We start from the raw sequence: 16,049 nt of genomic DNA, 5'->3' as shown, positions 1-16,049 counted from the left end.
AAGGGACGATCTTACACGGCGGCGACCCCGTCCCCCGCCGCGGGCTCTCTCAGCGGACGTCGGCGCCCTGGTCGAGCAACGACCGCGGCACGCGGTGCAGCGTGACCGCCCCCACCGCGTCGAACGGGTGCAGGGGGTCCGGATCGACCGCGCCGGTGGGACCGCCGAGCTCCGAGTGCGCGAGCGCACTCATCACGGTGTAGGCGTCCATGGCATCCCATCCGCGGTCGACGAAGGCGTCGAAGGCGTCCTCGTAGCCGCGTCGCACGCTCTCTTGCACGGTGGCACCAAGGCCGACGAAGATCCACTCCCCGGCCGTGGCGATGCGCGGGGCGCGCAGCCCCATGCCCGGGACCACCTCCACCGACACGACGACCGTGCCCTCGGCCTCGATCGCGACGAACGACGACTCGCCGCGCGCCATGATCGCGTGCACGTCGCCGATCGCGAGGAGCGCCCCCTCGACCTCGACGGGCAGGTACACCGTCGCGCCGGGGGCGATGTCGGTGACGTCCATGTTGCCGCCGATCGCGTGGGCGGGCATGACCGTGCTCGCGACCCCCGAGGCGGGCGCCGTGCCGATGCAGCCCACCATGGGTCGGGGCGCGACGGTCACGGCATCCGTCAGGTGCACTCCGGCGGCGTCGATCGGGATGCGACGCGTCACGACGCGGTCGGGCATGCGGTCGCGCAGGGCCCCGACACCGGGCAGGCTCATCGCCCACCCGGTGTCGGTCAGCCGGATCTCGTGGATCGTCACCGCGAGGGCGTCTCCGGGACGGGCACCCTCGACGTACACGGGGCCGGTCACCGGATTCAGCGGTGCCTCGAGCCTCGCGAGGTCGCCGTGCTCATGCAGCTCGCGGTAAACGGCGTCGTCGGTCTGGAACGCGAGGCGCTCCCCCGTGCCGGGCCGCACGCGCAGCACGGGCGGCACCGACGCATCGTGACCGGGGCGTCCGTGCTCCTTGCCCAGGAAGTGGTCCGTCACCGGGATGCCACCTCGCCGCCGCCCTCACCGGCCGTCGCCGTCGCGTGCTCGGGCAGCGGCCCGGTCGCGCCACCGCTCTTGCGAGCGAAGATGAGGTAGACGACGCCACCGACGACGAGCCACAGGATGCCGCCGACCTTCGCGGTGATGTCGGCGTTCAGCAGCACGTAGCCGATGATGAGGAATCCGATGACCGGCACGACGAGGTGAAGCAGGTAGTTCTTCGACTTCTTCTTGCCGAGGTAGTAGACCGCGACCGAGACGTGCAGCAGGAGGAAGCCGAGCAGCGCCCCGAAGTTCACCAGCGACGAGATCACGGCGATCTGGCCGACGAAGAACAGCACGAGCACGAGCGAGATCGCGCTGACCGAGAGGATTGCAGCCAACGGCACCTGGCGCGAGTTGACCTTCGACAGGAAGGCGGGGAGGCGCCGGTCGCGGCTCATCGAGTACAGCAGGCGCGAGGTCGCGGCCTGGGCCGCGACGGCGTTGGCGATGCCGACCGCGACGACGTTGACGGCGAGGAACGCGGTGGCCCAGCCCGAACCCGCTGCCTGAGCGACGAGCAGGAAGAAGGCGTTGTTGACGTCGTCGTCCGAGAACGAGATCGTGCCTGCGGCCAGGGCGCTGGCGAACCACGTCTGGGCGATGAAGAGCACCGCCACCACGAGCAGCGCGATGATCATCGCGCGACCGCCCGACTTGCGGTCACCGGTGGACTCCTCGGCCATCGTCGAGATGCCGTCGAAGCCGAGGAAGCTCAGCACCGCGATCGAGAGAGCGGTGGCGATGAGAGCGGGGTTGACCTTTCCGGCATCCCACACCGGGGCGATCGAGAACTCGGCCCCGGGAATCGCTCCTGAGGAGAGGGCGACCATGGCGATCACGACGAAGATGACGACGAAGAGGAGCTGGATGCCGAGCATGACGCGGTTCGCGAGCTTGATCGAGCCGATGCCGAGCACGTTGATGACGGTGTTGATGATGACGAACGCCACCGCCCAGATCCACTGGGGCACGTCGGGGAAGATCCCGGCCATCGACGACGCCGCGAACACGTAGAGGAGCGTGGGGACGAGCAGGTAGTCCAGCAGGATCGCCCACCCGGCGAAGAACCCGACGGTGGGGTGGATGCCGCGACCCACGTAGGAGAAGACGGAGCCCGCGATCGGGAACGCCTTCGACATCTGCGCGTAGGCGAGCGCGGTGAAGATCATGGCCACGACGCCCGTGATGTACACAAGCGGGACCATGCCGCTGGCGGCGTTGTACACGACGCCGAAGATGGCCCACGGGGCGATCGGCACCATGAAGACCAGGCCGTAGACGACGAGGTCGAGGGTGGACATGGAGCGCTTGAGCTCCTGCTTGTAGCCGAAGGACTCCAGCGATTGCTGGGCTCCGGGGGCGGTGTCGGACATGGAACTCCTGTTCGGGTGCGGTGGAGCGTAACGGGGCGGGTCGGGTCAGGGAAGAGGAGCGAGGAAGTCGGCGATCACCCGGCGGAACTCGTCGGGCTGCTCGAGGTGGGTGCAGTGGCTGGCTCCCGCGAACACGTGCGAGCGCGCGCCGGGGATGTGCTCGACGAAGGGCGCCCAGGTCTCGGGCGTGGCCTCGTCGAACTCGCCGGCGACCACGAGCGTGGGCACGGCGACCTGCGGGAGGCGGTCGATGATCGTCCAGTCGCGGCCGGTGCCGACGACGTGGAACTCGTTGGGCCCGTTCATCGTGAAGTACACCGTCGGGTCGGCGAGCATCTGCTGCTCGCTGTCGACGAAGTCCTGCGGCATGGGGGTGACGCGGCAGACGTGGCGCTCGTAGAAGACGCGGGTGGCATCCACGTACTCGGGGTCGTCGAGCGTGCCGTCGGCCTCATGACGGTCGAGGGCCTCGCGGGCTTCGACGGGCAGCTCGGCGCGCAGCCGAGCCGCGCCGGCGAGCCACAGTTCCATGGATGCCGGGGAGTTGCAGATCTCGAGACTCTTCAGCCCCGTCGGCTGTCGGACGGCGATCTCGGCGCCGAGCATGCCTCCCCACGACTGTCCGAGCACGTGGTACTCGTCGAAGCCGAGAGCCTCGCGCAGGTTGTGGAACTCGTCGACGAAGAGCTGGGGAACCCACTGCGATTCCGGGGCGTCGGGGTGGTGCGAGCTCTTCCCGCACCCGATCTGGTCGTAGTGCACGACGGTTCGGCCGGTGAGCTCGGCGAGGGCGTCGAGGTTGGCGACGTAGTTGTGCGCCATTCCGGGTCCGCCGTGCAGGACGAACAGCGGCGCTTTGCCGGTCGGCTCGGCGGGCTCGGTGAGACGGGCCCAGGTGAAGCCGTCGTGGAAGGGAACGGTGATCTCGCGGTGCATGGAGTCATCGTGGACCCCTTAATGGTTCGTTGGCAAACCTTTTCTGCGGAATTAACATGGAGGAAACGACGGGAGCCCATGGCCGAGACCGACGACGCCTCCCTGGTGGACCGCGTCACCCAGCGCCTCATCACCGCGGTCGCGGTGGGCGAGTTCCTGCCCGGCACCCGTCTTCCGGCCGAGCGCGACCTCTCCCCCCTCCTGGGAGTGGGGCGCACCACCGTCCGCGCCGCACTCGACGACCTGGCGACGCGCGGACTGATCGAGAAGCGCCGCGGCCGCGCGGGCGGCACCTTCGTCGCCGAGGAGTGGCCGGCCTCGATCGTCGTCGGCGTCGACCGCTGGTTCGAGCAGCGCTGGAGCGACCTCGTCGACGCGTGCACCGCGAGCTCGATGCTGCACTCGTCCCTTGCCCGCCTCGCCGCCGAGAGGCGGACGGATGCCGATATCGCGGTCATGCGCGACCGTCTGGCCGCCTTCCACGCGGCGGATTCCGGCAATCCCAAGCAGCGCGCCGACAGCCTGCTGCACCTGTCGATCATCGACGCGGCGCACAACACGGCCCTGCGCGACATCCTCCTCGAGCACGAGAGACACCTCTCGCTGTCGGCTCCCGCGCACCCGTGGGGCGACCGCGAGAGTCACCGTCGCATGGAGAGCCGCGCCGCGCGCGAACACGATGCGATCGTGGCGGCGATCGTGACGGCGGCCCCCGACGAGGCCGCCGAGCTCGCGCGCCGGCACGTGCAGATCGACCTCGAGCTCTTCACCGAGGCGCGGGAGTTCGCGCGCCGCCGCGCGGCCGCGGCCGCGGGCTCGGGCTGAGGCGCGCAAGCGGTGGCCGCGACGGGAGGATGTTCCGCACGCGGAGGACCGCCACGGCTTCCGGCATCCTCCCTCGGCTAGATCTCCTCCCGGGGACCGTCACAGCCGGGCGCGCCGACGACGCGGGGCGTGACTCGGCGTCCGGGACGGGAGGAGATTCTGGGACGGGAGGACGATCTGGCCCCGCGGAATACTCCCTCCGCCGAATCTCCTCCCAGGAACCGTCGCGGCCCGACGCGCCGACGACGCGGGGCGTAGCTCGGCGTCTGAGACGGGAGGAGACTCGGCGACGGGAGGACGATCCGGGCCGGCGGCATCCTCCCTTCGCCGAATCTCCTCCCGAGAGCTCGGCCTCAGCCTTGCAGGCGCGCCTCCAGGCCCGCCCGGACGCCCGGCCACTCCTCCCGGAGGATCGAGAAGTAGAGCGTGTCGCCGATCGAGCCGTCGCCGGCGATGCGGTGGTGACGCAGCCGTCCCTCGAAGGTCGCGCCGAGGCGCTCGATCGCCCGCGCGCTGCGCTCGTTGCGCGCGTCGCAGCGCAGTGCCACGCGGTTGAGCCCCCACTCCTCGAACGCGTGCGCGAGCAACAGCAGCTTCGTCGCGGGATTCGTTCGCCCGCCCTGGAACGCGCGGCCGTACCAGGTCGTCCCGATCTCGACCCGGCCCTGCGCGGGCGCGAGGTCGTAGAACGTGGTGGATCCACGGACGCCGGAGGTCTCGGCATCCCGAACCGTGAAAGCGAACATTCCCGGCGTCTCGCGCTGACGCTCGACGTGCGTGGCATAGGCGTCGACCGTCGCGGGCCAGGGCGTCGTCATGCCCGCCCAGAGGGAGGCGTCGGTCAGGGCCCAAGCCTCTGCGGCGTCATCGGGACGAGCGGGGGTGAGACGGATGCCGTGCCCCTCGAGCACGAGGTCATGGGCGGTCATCGCGCCTCCAGCTGTGCGACGAACTCGTCGGCCGCGGCGAGCTTGCGGCGCAGGTCGTCACGGCGGAGGATCGCCTCGTCGCGGATGTCGGCGAGGCGGGCCTCGAGCGCCGGGTCTCCGGGTGCGGCATCGAGGCCATCGACGACCGCGAGCAGCTCTCCCATCTGCTCGAGCGAATACCCGAGCGGCTTCATGCGCCGGATCAACAGCAAGCGCGCTTCGTCATCGGCGGTGTACAGACGGAACCCGCCCTCGCTGCGCGCGGAGGGGCGCAGCAGACCGATCTCGTCGTAGTGGCGGAGCGTGCGGATCGACATGCCCGTCCGCTCCGCGAGCTCGCCGATCTGCATCGTGCGCTCGTCGGTCATGACCTCCCCGATCCCGCAACCCTCTCGTTACGGTAGAGTCTTCCTGGGCCGCGATCGCGACCCCCCTATTCTTCCCCGCGCGACGCGGATCCCCTCCGGAGCACCTCCATGACGAACGTCCTCGCGCGCCCGCGCCCCGAGCCGACGGTGCTGCAGGCCCTGCGCTCGCCCCGCCTGCTCACCCGCGAAGTGCTCGCCGGCCTCGTCGTGGCGATCGCGCTGATCCCCGAGGCGATCGCCTTCTCCATCATCGCCGGGGTCGACCCGCGACTGGGTCTGTTCTCGTCGTTCGTCATGGCCGTGGCGATCGCGTTCCTCGGCGGACGCCCGGCCATGATCAGCGCGGCGACCGGCGCCGTCGCCCTCGTCATCGCGCCGGTCGCCCGTGAGCACGGGGTGGACTACCTGCTCGCGACGGTGATCCTCGGCGGCATCCTGCAGGTGGTCCTGGGTCTCGCGGGCGTCGCGAAGCTCATGCGCTTCATCCCGCGCAGCGTCATGGTCGGGTTCGTCAACGCGCTGGCGATCCTCATCTTCACCGCGCAGGTGCCGCAGCTCATCGGGGTGCCCTGGGCGGTGTACCCGATCGCGGCGGCGGGGCTCGTGATCATGTACCTCCTGCCCCGCCTGACGAAGGCCGTTCCCGCTCCGCTCGTGGCCATCGTGCTGCTGACGGGCGCCGTCGTGGTGCTCGGCATCTCGGTGCCCACCGTCGGCAATCAGGGGGCACTCCCCGAGAGCCTGCCTGCGCTGCTGATCCCGAACGTGCCGTTCACCCTCGAGACGCTCGGCATCGTCTTCCCCTTCGCGCTCGCCATGGCGATCGTCGGGCTGCTCGAGTCGCTCATGACCGCGGCCCTCGTCGATGACATCACCGACACGCCGTCGTCGAAGACCCGCGAGTCGCTCGGCCAGGGCGCCGCGAACGTGCTGTCGGGGCTGTTCGGCGGGATGGGCGGTTGCGCGATGATCGGCCAGACGATGATCAACGTGAAGGCGTCGGGCGCGCGAACGCGCATCTCGACCTTTCTCGCCGGAGTTTTCCTGCTCGTGCTCGTGCTCGTGTTCGGCGACGTCGTCGCGATCATCCCCATGGCCGTGCTCGTGGCCGTCATGATCGTCGTGTCGATCGCCACCTTCGACTGGCACAGCATCCGCCCCTCGACCCTGCGCCGGATGCCGCTCAGCGAGACCATCGTGATGGTGCTCACGGTCGCGATCACCGTGTGGACGCACAACCTCGCGATCGGCGTGGGGGTCGGGGTGATCGCCGCGGCGGTGCTGTTCGCCCGGCGCGTGGCTTCGCTGACGACCGTCACCCGCTCGGTCGAGGGCGACACGGCGCGGTACACCGTCGAGGGCGAGCTCTTCTTCGCGTCGAGCAACGACCTCACGACGAAGTTCGCGTACCACCGCGACCCGGCGCGCGTCGTGATCGACCTGTCGCGTTCGCACGTGTGGGACGCATCGACCGTCGCGGCCCTGGATGCCGTGCAGACGAAGTACGCCCACCTCGGGACGACCGTCGAGCTCGAGGGGATGAACGCCGCCGCGGCGCGGTTCCACGAGCGCCTCAGCGGGGGCCTCGGCGCGGGGCACTGACGCTCGCCGGCTGCGCGTGCGTGGCGAGCGGAGGATCAGGGACGGCGGGAGGACGCCCGGGCAAGAATCCTCCTCCGCCGGTCACATCTCCTCCCTTCGCCACCGGGCGGGCGACGCCGGCGACCGCGCCACCGTGCCGAGCGGAGGATCAGGGACGGCGGGAGGAGGCCCCGGCCGGAATCCTCCTCCGCTCGCCCCACGCCCTCCGCTCTTCTGCCTGCGCCTCCGAGATGCCCAGCCAGGCACGGCGTCCGCGTCACACGGTGCCGGCGACGGGTTCCGCGTGCGCGAGCGAGAACGCGTCGAGCAGACGCTCCGTGTCGGCGAGCTGGTCGTTCCACACCGCCCGGACGATGTCGATACGATCATCCGCGTCCTGGAGCCCCGTGAGATATGCCGCGAGCGGCGCATGGCCGCCGGGAGCGGACTCGTGCAGCGCGAGCATGCGCAGGGCGAGCGCGGCCTGCACGCCGTAGACGGGGATCTGCGGTCCGCGCGGGGCCGACAGTCCGATGTAGTACAGCTTGTCGAGGCCCACCGGCACGATGCCGGCCGCCAAGCGGAGCGGAACGCCGTTGCGCCGAGGCACCAGCGCTTCGTCGAGGAACGGCAGCGAGGCGTGGAAGCCGGTGGCCCAGAGGATCGTGTCGTACTCCCGTGCCTCCCCGTCGACGAAGTGCACGGTGCGCCCCTCGATGCGCTCGATCGCGGGGCGCACGCCGATCCGACCGTGCTGCAGCCAGTACAGCAGCAGCTCGTTCACGACCGTGCGGCCTTCCGCGAGCGTGCGGTAGGCCGGCTCCGGCAGGCCCGGGTAGTCCTTCGCCTCGCCGATCGACACGCGGGCGAGCAGACGCGCAATGAGATCCTGCTCGTCCGGCGAGAACTGCCCCATCCACGGGATCTCCTGGCGAGGCACGCCGAAGTAGCTCTTCGGCTGGAAGTACACGCCCTCGCGGATGACGATGTCGACCTCCAACCGGTGCTGGGCCGCGTCCGCGGCGAGGGTCGCATCCGGAGTTGCCCGCGCCCACGACGAGAACACGCGTGCCCTCGATGTCACCCGTGTTGCGGTACGACCCGGAATGCACCTGCTTCCCGGTGAAGTCGGCCGAGATCGCGGGACGCTTCTGGTCCCACAGGTGACCGTTCGCGACGAAGACGCCGTCGTAGTCAATGCTTTCTCCGGTGTCGAGGGTGACCGTCCACCCCGCGGATCCGACAGGCCCCTCGCCCGGGCGCGGCACGACCGAGACCACCGCGGTCTCGAAGCGGATGACGTCGTACAGACCGTGCTCGCGCGCGTACGACTCGAGGTAGGCGCGCACCTGGTCGCGGCGCGGGAAGTGCGGGTACTCCTCCGGCATCGGGAAGCCCTCGAAACCCGTCATGTCTCGCGAGGTGATGAGGTGCAGAGCGTCGTAGTCGGTGTGCCAGTGCCCGCCGACACGGTCGGTCTTCTCGAAGCAGTCGGCGTCGTAGCCGGCCGCGCGAAGGCGCTGGAGGGTGGAGATGCCGGCGGCGCCGGCTCCGATCACGCAGTAACGGGTCATGCGGGTGTCCTTTCGGGTGACGGGGTTCCGTCGGAGAGACGTCGGGCGGCCGCGGCGAGCGCGCTCGCCCGCTCGCCGCGGGGTCGGGGGAAGCCGCGGTCGGTCGGCCTGATGCCGGCGGCGGCCAGCCGCGAGAGCGAGAGCACGTGCTCCATCGCGAGCGCATTCGGGTCCCACACCGGCACATCCGAAGCGCCGCCGACGGCGGTGTAGCCGTGGGCGGCGAACAGGGCGCCGAGGTACGCGCACCCCGCGATCACGGCATCCGCCCCCTCGTCGACGGCGCGGCGGGCCGCGGTGTCGAAGCGCGCGATCAGGTCGGCGGGGTCGGTGACCGCCCGCGTGACGTCGGCGAGCGTCGACTCGGGTTCGTACGCGCGCACGGTCAGACCGCTCGCGCCGTGGGCGATGAGGTCGTCGGCGAACAGCGGCGCCAGGATGCCGGCGACGGTGACCACCGCCGCGCGCCGCGCGAGCGAGCCCGCCGTGCGTGCCGCCGCGTCGGTCAGCGTCGACACCGGCACCGTCACGGCGTCGCGCACGGCGAGCGTCGGCGCACCCCAGCAGCCCACCACGATCGCGTCGCTCGAGGTCTCGGCATCCATAGCCGTGGCGAGCACGGATGCGTCGCTGAGCAGGCGGTTGGCGGGGGTGCGGATGCCGCCGGCATCCGTGTCGACGTGACGCAGCCGCACCTGAGCGCGCCCGGCCGCCAGCCGTTCCACGTGGGCCGCGAGCAGCTGCCACAACGGCGCGTGAGCCGGATCGCCCACCGTCGCCTCGATCCAGGTGAGGCGCATCACGCGTGCCCCCGTGCGAGACGGTGCTCGACCCAAACCGAAGCCCACGTGGCGGGCACGGCGATGACCGCGTAGATCAGGCCGGTCACGACGTACACGGTGAGGTAGGCGAAGGTCAGCGAGCTCACCTGGTACGCCTGGCTCATCAGTTCGTTCACCGAGATCGAGTAGGCGAGCGACGTGCCCTGGAACGACTGGATCGCCAGCCCCATCAGTGCGGGGATCGACGAGCGGAGCCCCTGCGGCAGAATGACCCGGGCAAAGGTCGGCAGGCGCGACAGACCGAGGGCGGCGGCCGCCTCGCCCTGCCCACGGGGCACCGACTGGATGCCGGCGCGGATCATCTCCGACGAGTAGGCCGCGACCGTGAAGGTCAGGCCGGCCGCCGCCGCCCAGAAGCTGCTGAACAGCACCCCGACGGCGGGCAGGCCGTAGTAGACGATGTAGAGCACGACGAGGGCCGGGATGCCGCGGCCGATCTCGACGACGACGAGAGCGGGCCAGCGCAGGCCGCGGTGGATCGACGACACCCCGAGCGCGAAGAGCAGTCCGAGGGCGTACCCGAAGACGACCGAGATCGCGGTCAGCTGCAGACTGACGCCGAGCCCGTCGAGCAGGCGGGGAAGGTACATCGAGAGATCCATCAGGCGCTCCTCCTCAGACGGGAGTCCAGGCGACGGGCGACGATCGCGAGCGGGATGCTGATCGCCACGTACACGGCGGCGGCGACGAAGAACGGGGTGAGCCCGGCGGTCATCGGGTTCTGGCGCACGAAGGTGTTGGCGGCGAACACCATGTCGGTGACGCCGATCGTGGAGGCGATGGAGGAGTCCTTCACCAGTGCGAGCAGGAACGTCGTGATCGAGGGCAGTGCCGTGCGAGCCGCCTGCGGTGCGAGCACGCGGACGAAGGTGGCGCGGCGGCCGAGTCCGAGGGCGCGGGCGGCTTCGGTCTGCCCGGCGGGCAGGGTCGCGAAGCCCCCGCGGTAGATCTCGGCGAGGTAGGCGGCCGAGATGACGCCGAGCCCGACGATCGCCGCGGCGAGCGCGTTGAAACGGAGCGCACCGATCGACACGCCGAAGAACAGAACGAAGAGCCACACGATCGGCGGGATGCCGCGGATGAGGTCGACGACGAAACGCACGACGAGGCGCACGACACGATGGCGGGAGCGCAGGCCCAGCATCAGCGGGATGCCACCGACCAGGCCGATCGCGAAGGCCGCGGCCGTGACGAGCAGGGTCATGGGCAGTCCGAGCAGGACCGCGACGACGGCCTCCACGTCAGCGCTCCAGGACGGCCGAGAGGAAGCGGCGTGTACGCTCCTCGCGCGGCGCGGCCATGATCGCGCGGGGGTCGCCCTCCTCGATGATGTGACCGTCGGCCATCACGACGAGGTGGTCGGACACGTCGCGCGCGAACTGCATCTCGTGGGTGACGACGATCATCGTCATTCCGCTGTCGGCGAGCTCGCGCATCACCGCGAGGACTTCGACGCCGACCTCGGGGTCGAGGGCACTCGTGGGCTCGTCGAACAGCATGGCGCGGGGGTTCAGGGCGAGCGCCCGGACGATCGCGATCCGCTGCTGCTGCCCACCGGAACAGCGACCCGGATGCTGCTGCGCCTTGTCGCGCAGGCCCACGCGCTCCAGCAGCGTGAGCGCGCGCTCTTCGGCCTCCGCGCGGGATCGGCCGAGGATCTTCTCCTGCGGGTAGGCGACGTTGCGCAGCACCGTCATGTGGGGGAACAGGTTGAACGACTGGAACACCATGCCCACCTGTCGGCGCAGCGCGAGCAGGGTACGATCGGTGACCTTGGCCCCGGCCTCGATGGTCGTCGAGCCGACCGTGATCGACCCCCGATCGGGCTGCTCGAGCAGGTTGACGCAGCGCAGCAACGTGCTTTTACCCGAGCCCGAGGGTCCGATGAGCGCCGTGACGCTTCCGGGGGCGACGGTCATGGAGATGTCGTCGAGCACGAGGTTGGTGCCGAAGCTCTTCGACAGGTGCGAGATGGTGACGCCCGCGGTGGCGAGCTCGTTGGCCTCGGTGATCAGCTGGGGCATGGGGGCCTCTCGGAGGAAGCGGGGCGCCCGCGCACGGCGGGCGCCCCGGCGGGTCATCGAATGGAGGTCGCCGCGACGTCGGCGGGCACCAGCAGGTCGGCCGGCAGCTTGTAGGTCGCCAGCAGATCGGCGAGGGTGCCGTCGGTGCGGTACTGGTCGATGAACGCACTGAGGGCGTCGGAGAGGGCGGTGTTGTCCTTCGACACGGGGAACGCGATCAGGGGCTTGGTCTGGGTGATCGACACGCGGGGATCCGCCTGGATGGGCTCGACCTTGTAGTCGGTGTCGGCGTAGGCGGCCACCGCGACGGCGTACCCGTCGAGCGCGGCCTGGATGCGCCCGGCGACGAGGTCCTGCTTCATCTCGACCGTGCCGGGGTACTGCTGCAGCTTGCTGCCGAGCAGGGGCGCCAGCTCTTCGTTCCACGAGAAGCCCGTGCCGGTGCCGACCGTACCGACCGTCTCGAGCTCGTCGACGGTGTCGATGCCGTCCTTCGAGACGACGCCCATGGTGTCGTACATCGTCGGAGTGGTGAAGCCGACCTGCTCGGCGCGCTTGGGCGTGACGTACCAGCCACCGGTGATGATGTCGGTCTTCTTCTGCTCCGTGATCATCGGGATGCCGTTGGCGTAGGTGATGGGCACGTAGCTGACGGCGAGGCACTCGGCGTCGGCGAGCTTCTTGATGATGTCGATCTCGATGCCGGAGGCGCCGCCGGAGCCGTCGGTCTCGGTGTACGGCGGGTTCTCGGGGACGCCGACGGTGAGCGTGCCGGCGGTGAAAGTGGTCAGCCCCGCGTCGGCGGGGGTGCAGTCCGCCGAGACCGTCGACGCGGGAGCCGCGGAGGCGCAGCCGGCGAGGGCGAGACCGGAGGCGGCGAGGAGGATGAGGACACGGGCGGAGCGACGGGGCATGGTTCGGGTCATGGTGCTGTTCCTTCGGGTCGGGTGACGGGGTGGTGCAGGTCTCAGGCGGCGGTCAGGCCGCCGTCGATGGTCAGGACGGAGCCGGTCACGAACGCGGCGTCCTCGCCGACGAGGTAGGCCACGAGGGGGGAGATCTCGTCGACCCGCGCGCGACGGCCCAGCGGTGCGGTCGAGCTCGACCCTCCGGCGGGTTCGTCGTCGTTCATCGCCGTGGCGACGCCGCCCGGACAGACGGCGTTGACGCGCACGCGCGGCGCGAGTTCGACGGCGGCGGCGCGCGTGAGTCCGAGCAGCGCGGCCTTCGACGCCGAATACCCCGCGTAGCCGGGCGACCCGACGAGGGCGGCCGTCGACGAGACGTTCACGATGGATCCCCCGTCGACGAGCAACGCGGCGAGCGCACGGATGCCGAGGAACGCGCTGCGCGCGTTCACCGCCATCTGCAGCTCCCACTCATCGAGAGACGTGTCGGCGAGGGGACGGTGGCGCAGGATACCGGCGTTGTTGACAAGACCCCGCAGGGGGACGCCGCTCGAACGGATCTCCTCGGCGAGACTCCCCCAGTCCGCCTCGGAGGTGACGTCGAGGTGCCGGTAGGTGGCGGTGGCCCCGCTCGCGCGCAGGCTCTCCGCGGTGCGCTCGCCCTCGGCGTCGAGCACGTCCGCGACGAGGACGGCGTACCGGTGCTCGACGAGCAGGTGGGCGTGCGCGGCACCCTGCCCGCGGGCGGCTCCGGTCACGACGACGAGGCCGCGCATCAGCGCATCACGTCCCCACCCGAGAGCACGACGGTCTCACCCGTGAGGAACGCGCCGTAGTCGGGCTGCGAGATCAGCCAGACCCACGCCGCGATCTCCTCGGGCTGAGCCACCCGTCCGAGCGGAATGGATGCCGCGGCGGCATCCATTCGTCCCGTCGCGGCATTGCCCGGGGTGGCCACCCACCCCGGCGCGATGCCGTTGACGCGGATGCCCTCACCGGCCAGCTCGAGCGCGAGCGACTTCGTGAGCATGACCACCGCCGCTTTCGACGCGCCGTACAGCAGCTGCCCGCGCGAGACCTCGAACGCGTCGACCGAGGCGAAGTTGACGATCGACGCTCCGCGCGACAGACGCGGCCGGGCCGCAGCGATGACGTTCAGGATGCCGAGCACGTTGATGTCGAAGATGCGGTGGAAGGTGGCCTCGTCGTAGGTGTCCAGGGTGGTCGGCGGGTAGACCCCGGCGATGTTCGCGACCACGTCAATGGCGTCCTGCAGCTCGAGGGCGTCGCCGATCGCCGCTTCGAGCGCAGAGCGGGACCGCACGTCGGCGACGACGGACACGTACGATGCCTCGAACCCCCGGGGTGCCGACGTGGACGCGACGTCGACGCCCAGCACGCGATACCCCCGCTGAAGGAACAGCGCAGCCGCGCTCGCGCCCATGCCGCTCGCGGCACCCGTGATGAGGGCGATACCCGCCGTTCCGTGCATGCACTGTCTCCGTTCGTGTCGGTGATGACCTGGATTCAGTGCACCAGCGCCACGGAAGAAGAGCCAGGCTTGTTTCGCTATGGTGAGCACAGGTAGAACCTTTGGAGGCCGAGTCGTGCCATTGCCCACCGTGCGACAGCTCGAGTACTTCGTGACCGCCGCGCGCGTCGGCACATTCGCCGCCGCATCGGCCGAGCACCACATCGCGCAGCCGAGCCTGTCCGAGCAGATCGCCGCACTCGAACAGAACCTCGGACTGCGCCTTTTCAGCCGCACGGCGCGCCGACTCACGCTCACCGACGCGGGCCGACAGCTCCTGCCGCTGGCGGAGCGCGCGGTCAACGATGTCGTCGAACTCGCCGATTTCGGCCGCCGAGTGAAGAGCCTCGAAGAGGGCACGGTGTCGTTCGGCACTTTCAACAGCGCGCACCTGTACCTCTTGACCGACCTCATCCGAGAGTTCCACGCTCAGCACCCCGGCGTGCGGATCCGCGTGACGGGCTTGAACTCGTCCGAGGTCGCCGACGCGGTCCGCGGGGGCGATCTCGAGGCCGGTCTGGTGCAGCTCCCGGTAAACGATCGCGACCTCGTCGTCTCGCAGAGCGTTTTCGTCGATCAGGTGGTCTACGTCTCTCGCGATCCCGCGCACACCGCCGCGCCGGTCGCGATCGAGACCCTGGCCACCCGTCCCCTCATCCTTTCCGAAGCGCGCTGGTCACAGGATGATCCTTTGCGTGTCTCCATCCTGCAGCGCGCGCAAGCAGCCGGACTGGGCATGCAGCCGATCATCGAGGTCGAGTTCCAGACCCACGCGCTCGAGCTGGCGGCGCAGGACGTCGGCGACTCGCTCGTGTCGTACCACGTCGGACGATCCGTCATCGCGGAGCGCGGGTTGCACTGGACGACGCTCGATCCGCCCGTCAACGAGCACTACGCCTTCATCACGCGGCGCGGCGGAACCGTCTCCCCGGCGACGACCGAGTTCATGAAGCTCGCGCACCGCGTGCTCGCGCGGCTCACCGCGAACAGTCCGGTGCTGCCCTCCCCGATGACCTGAGCCGCTCAGGACCTCAACGTCGTCGACGGCGTCTCGCCGAACTCCCCGCGGTACATCGCGGCGAAGCGACCGAGGTTCGAGAAGCCCCAGCGCGCCGCGATCGCCGCGACCGTGTCGACGGACGGGTCGGCGCTGCGCAGATCGGCGCGAGCCGCGTCCAGGCGCACGCGCCGCAGGTACTGCATGGGGGTGCGCCCGGTGGAGGCCCGGAAGGCGTATTGCAAGCCGCGGGGCGACAGCCGGGCCGCCGCAGCGATGTCGGCCAGAACGACCGACTCCGCCGCGTGGGCTTCGATGTACGCCTTGGCGCGGCGGACGGGCGCCGGCAGCGGACGGGCAGGGCGGCCCGCGGCGAGCGCATCGGTGAAGGTCGTGGGGAAGGTGAGCAGCGACGCCTCGAGCATGAGCGTCCGCGCCTGCTGCTGGATCAGCGGGGTTCGCTCCGGGGAGCGCAGCAGGACGTCTCTCGCGTACTCCCACGTGCGCGTCCAGTACCGCAGGCGCTGCTCGCTGACCGGGGCGTACCCGGTCGCACGGACCCGCAGTCCTTCATCACCCGAAAGCCGACGCGCACCGTCCTCGAAGTCGGAGCGCGAGAACGAGACAGCGGTCCCGGCGATGCGTCCGGTGAAGGCCACCTCGAGTGGACGATCGACGACCATGAAGGGGACCGCCGTGTCGATGCGTTCACGGCGATACGTTCCCGCCACGCGCGACCCCGCGATCCGCCCCACGACAACCTGATCGAGAGGGTCGGACTCCACGAGCATGGTCGATCCGATCGTGTAATCGCAGAAAGCGAATCCCGTATCCGACACGGCGTGCCAGTTCAACGCGGGCTGAATGGCGTCGGCGCGCGAGATACGAGCCCCCGGAACGACCGTCTGCCACATCTCCTCGACGACGGCGGCATCCCTGGTCTCGATGTTCGTATGCTCCACGGGGCTTTCCTAAATCGTCCGGAAACGTGCGGCAACACCGTTGCTTTCTCACGCGAAATGTGCGTGGGATCGCTCTCAGGACATCGGGGGGATATCGACGAGAAAGGATGCCGGGGGAATCCCTTCACCGTACCGTTCCCGGTCATTGGCGAGAAACGAG

17 protein-coding genes and 1 pseudogene are annotated in these 16,049 nt (G+C 70.1%); 3 read left to right on the top strand and 15 right to left on the bottom strand.

The window, feature by feature from the left end; all coding sequences use genetic code 11:
• Positions 1-49: 49 nt before the first annotated feature.
• From QE388_RS11580 to QE388_RS11570, 3 genes are read right to left on the bottom strand one after another with little or no spacing between them, the layout of a single operon-like run.
• The gene (locus QE388_RS11580; RefSeq protein WP_307385452.1) at positions 50-991 is read right to left on the bottom strand and encodes an acetamidase/formamidase family protein; all 942 of its coding nucleotides are present in this window, start codon (positions 989-991) and stop codon (positions 50-52) included.
• Positions 988-2,412 carry an APC family permease gene (locus tag QE388_RS11575; protein WP_307385450.1) on the bottom strand — a complete coding sequence of 475 codons (1,425 nt, stop codon included), beginning with the start codon at positions 2,410-2,412 and terminating at the stop codon, positions 988-990. The genes QE388_RS11580 and QE388_RS11575 overlap by 4 nt, the downstream gene beginning before the upstream one ends.
• Positions 2,413-2,457: 45 nt before the next feature.
• The gene (locus tag QE388_RS11570) at positions 2,458-3,348 is read right to left on the bottom strand and encodes a proline iminopeptidase-family hydrolase (protein ID WP_307385449.1); all 891 of its coding nucleotides are present in this window, start codon (positions 3,346-3,348) and stop codon (positions 2,458-2,460) included.
• 78 nt (positions 3,349-3,426) lie between these two features.
• On the opposite strand from QE388_RS11570, the gene QE388_RS11565 reads away from it, so the two are divergent.
• Complete coding sequence (locus QE388_RS11565; RefSeq protein ID WP_307385447.1) at positions 3,427-4,173, top strand: FadR/GntR family transcriptional regulator; 747 nt, start codon at positions 3,427-3,429, stop codon at positions 4,171-4,173.
• Between the two features lie 353 nt (positions 4,174-4,526).
• Here QE388_RS11565 and QE388_RS11560 read toward each other — a convergent pair whose 3' ends face one another.
• Both QE388_RS11560 and QE388_RS11555 read right to left on the bottom strand, forming a co-directional pair.
• Positions 4,527-5,102, bottom strand: a complete 576-nt coding sequence (locus tag QE388_RS11560) for a GNAT family N-acetyltransferase (RefSeq protein WP_307385446.1) — start codon at positions 5,100-5,102, stop codon at positions 4,527-4,529.
• Positions 5,099-5,470: a MerR family transcriptional regulator gene (locus QE388_RS11555; protein ID WP_307385444.1), complete on the bottom strand. Its 372-nt coding sequence runs from the start codon at positions 5,468-5,470 to the stop codon at positions 5,099-5,101. Before QE388_RS11555 ends, QE388_RS11560 begins: the two co-directional genes overlap by 4 nt.
• 108 nt (positions 5,471-5,578) lie before the next feature.
• On the opposite strand from QE388_RS11555, the gene QE388_RS11550 reads away from it, so the two are divergent.
• Complete coding sequence (locus QE388_RS11550) at positions 5,579-7,072, top strand: SulP family inorganic anion transporter (protein WP_307385443.1); 1,494 nt, start codon at positions 5,579-5,581, stop codon at positions 7,070-7,072.
• Positions 7,073-7,328: 256 nt separating this feature from the next.
• Here QE388_RS11550 and QE388_RS11545 read toward each other — a convergent pair whose 3' ends face one another.
• The 9 genes and pseudogenes from QE388_RS11545 to QE388_RS11510 form a co-directional block, all read right to left on the bottom strand.
• Positions 7,329-8,135: a hypothetical protein gene (locus QE388_RS11545; RefSeq protein ID WP_307385441.1), complete on the bottom strand. Its 807-nt coding sequence runs from the start codon at positions 8,133-8,135 to the stop codon at positions 7,329-7,331.
• A gap of 4 nt (positions 8,136-8,139) precedes the next feature.
• Positions 8,140-8,625: pseudogene (locus tag QE388_RS18565) on the bottom strand (flavin-containing monooxygenase); the annotation flags it as partial.
• On the bottom strand, positions 8,622-9,425 hold the full coding sequence (locus tag QE388_RS11540) for an aspartate/glutamate racemase family protein (protein ID WP_307387116.1): 804 nt from the start codon (positions 9,423-9,425) through the stop codon (positions 8,622-8,624). The pseudogene QE388_RS18565 and the gene QE388_RS11540, both read right to left, overlap by 4 nt.
• Positions 9,425-10,069 (bottom strand): amino acid ABC transporter permease, encoded by a 645-nt coding sequence (locus QE388_RS11535; protein WP_307385439.1) that lies wholly within the window; start codon positions 10,067-10,069, stop codon positions 9,425-9,427. Before QE388_RS11535 ends, QE388_RS11540 begins: the two co-directional genes overlap by 1 nt.
• Positions 10,069-10,707 (bottom strand): amino acid ABC transporter permease, encoded by a 639-nt coding sequence (locus QE388_RS11530; protein WP_307385437.1) that lies wholly within the window; start codon positions 10,705-10,707, stop codon positions 10,069-10,071. The genes QE388_RS11535 and QE388_RS11530 overlap by 1 nt, the downstream gene beginning before the upstream one ends.
• Position 10,708: 1 nt before the next feature.
• On the bottom strand, positions 10,709-11,491 hold the full coding sequence (locus tag QE388_RS11525) for an amino acid ABC transporter ATP-binding protein (protein WP_307385435.1): 783 nt from the start codon (positions 11,489-11,491) through the stop codon (positions 10,709-10,711).
• A gap of 53 nt (positions 11,492-11,544) precedes the next feature.
• Positions 11,545-12,417, bottom strand: a complete 873-nt coding sequence (locus QE388_RS11520; RefSeq protein ID WP_307385433.1) for an ABC transporter substrate-binding protein — start codon at positions 12,415-12,417, stop codon at positions 11,545-11,547.
• Positions 12,418-12,458: 41 nt separating this feature from the next.
• Positions 12,459-13,175: an SDR family NAD(P)-dependent oxidoreductase gene (locus QE388_RS11515; protein ID WP_307385431.1), complete on the bottom strand. Its 717-nt coding sequence runs from the start codon at positions 13,173-13,175 to the stop codon at positions 12,459-12,461.
• Positions 13,175-13,891 (bottom strand): SDR family NAD(P)-dependent oxidoreductase, encoded by a 717-nt coding sequence (locus QE388_RS11510; protein WP_307385429.1) that lies wholly within the window; start codon positions 13,889-13,891, stop codon positions 13,175-13,177. Before QE388_RS11510 ends, QE388_RS11515 begins: the two co-directional genes overlap by 1 nt.
• Before the next feature lie 115 nt (positions 13,892-14,006).
• Here QE388_RS11510 and QE388_RS11505 point away from each other — a divergent pair, with 115 nt between their 5' ends.
• Positions 14,007-14,948: a LysR family transcriptional regulator gene (locus tag QE388_RS11505; RefSeq protein WP_307385427.1), complete on the top strand. Its 942-nt coding sequence runs from the start codon at positions 14,007-14,009 to the stop codon at positions 14,946-14,948.
• Positions 14,949-14,953: 5 nt separating this feature from the next.
• Here the strand turns inward: QE388_RS11505 and QE388_RS11500 are convergent, their stop codons facing one another.
• Complete coding sequence (locus tag QE388_RS11500; protein WP_307385426.1) at positions 14,954-15,889, bottom strand: AraC family transcriptional regulator; 936 nt, start codon at positions 15,887-15,889, stop codon at positions 14,954-14,956.
• Between the last annotated feature and the right edge of the window lie 160 nt (positions 15,890-16,049).

The sequence above is a fragment of the Microbacterium sp. SORGH_AS_0969 genome, assembly GCF_030818255.1.
Classification (GTDB): Bacteria; Actinomycetota; Actinomycetes; order Actinomycetales; family Microbacteriaceae; genus Microbacterium.
This window is presented reverse-complemented; position numbering and strand designations above follow the sequence as displayed.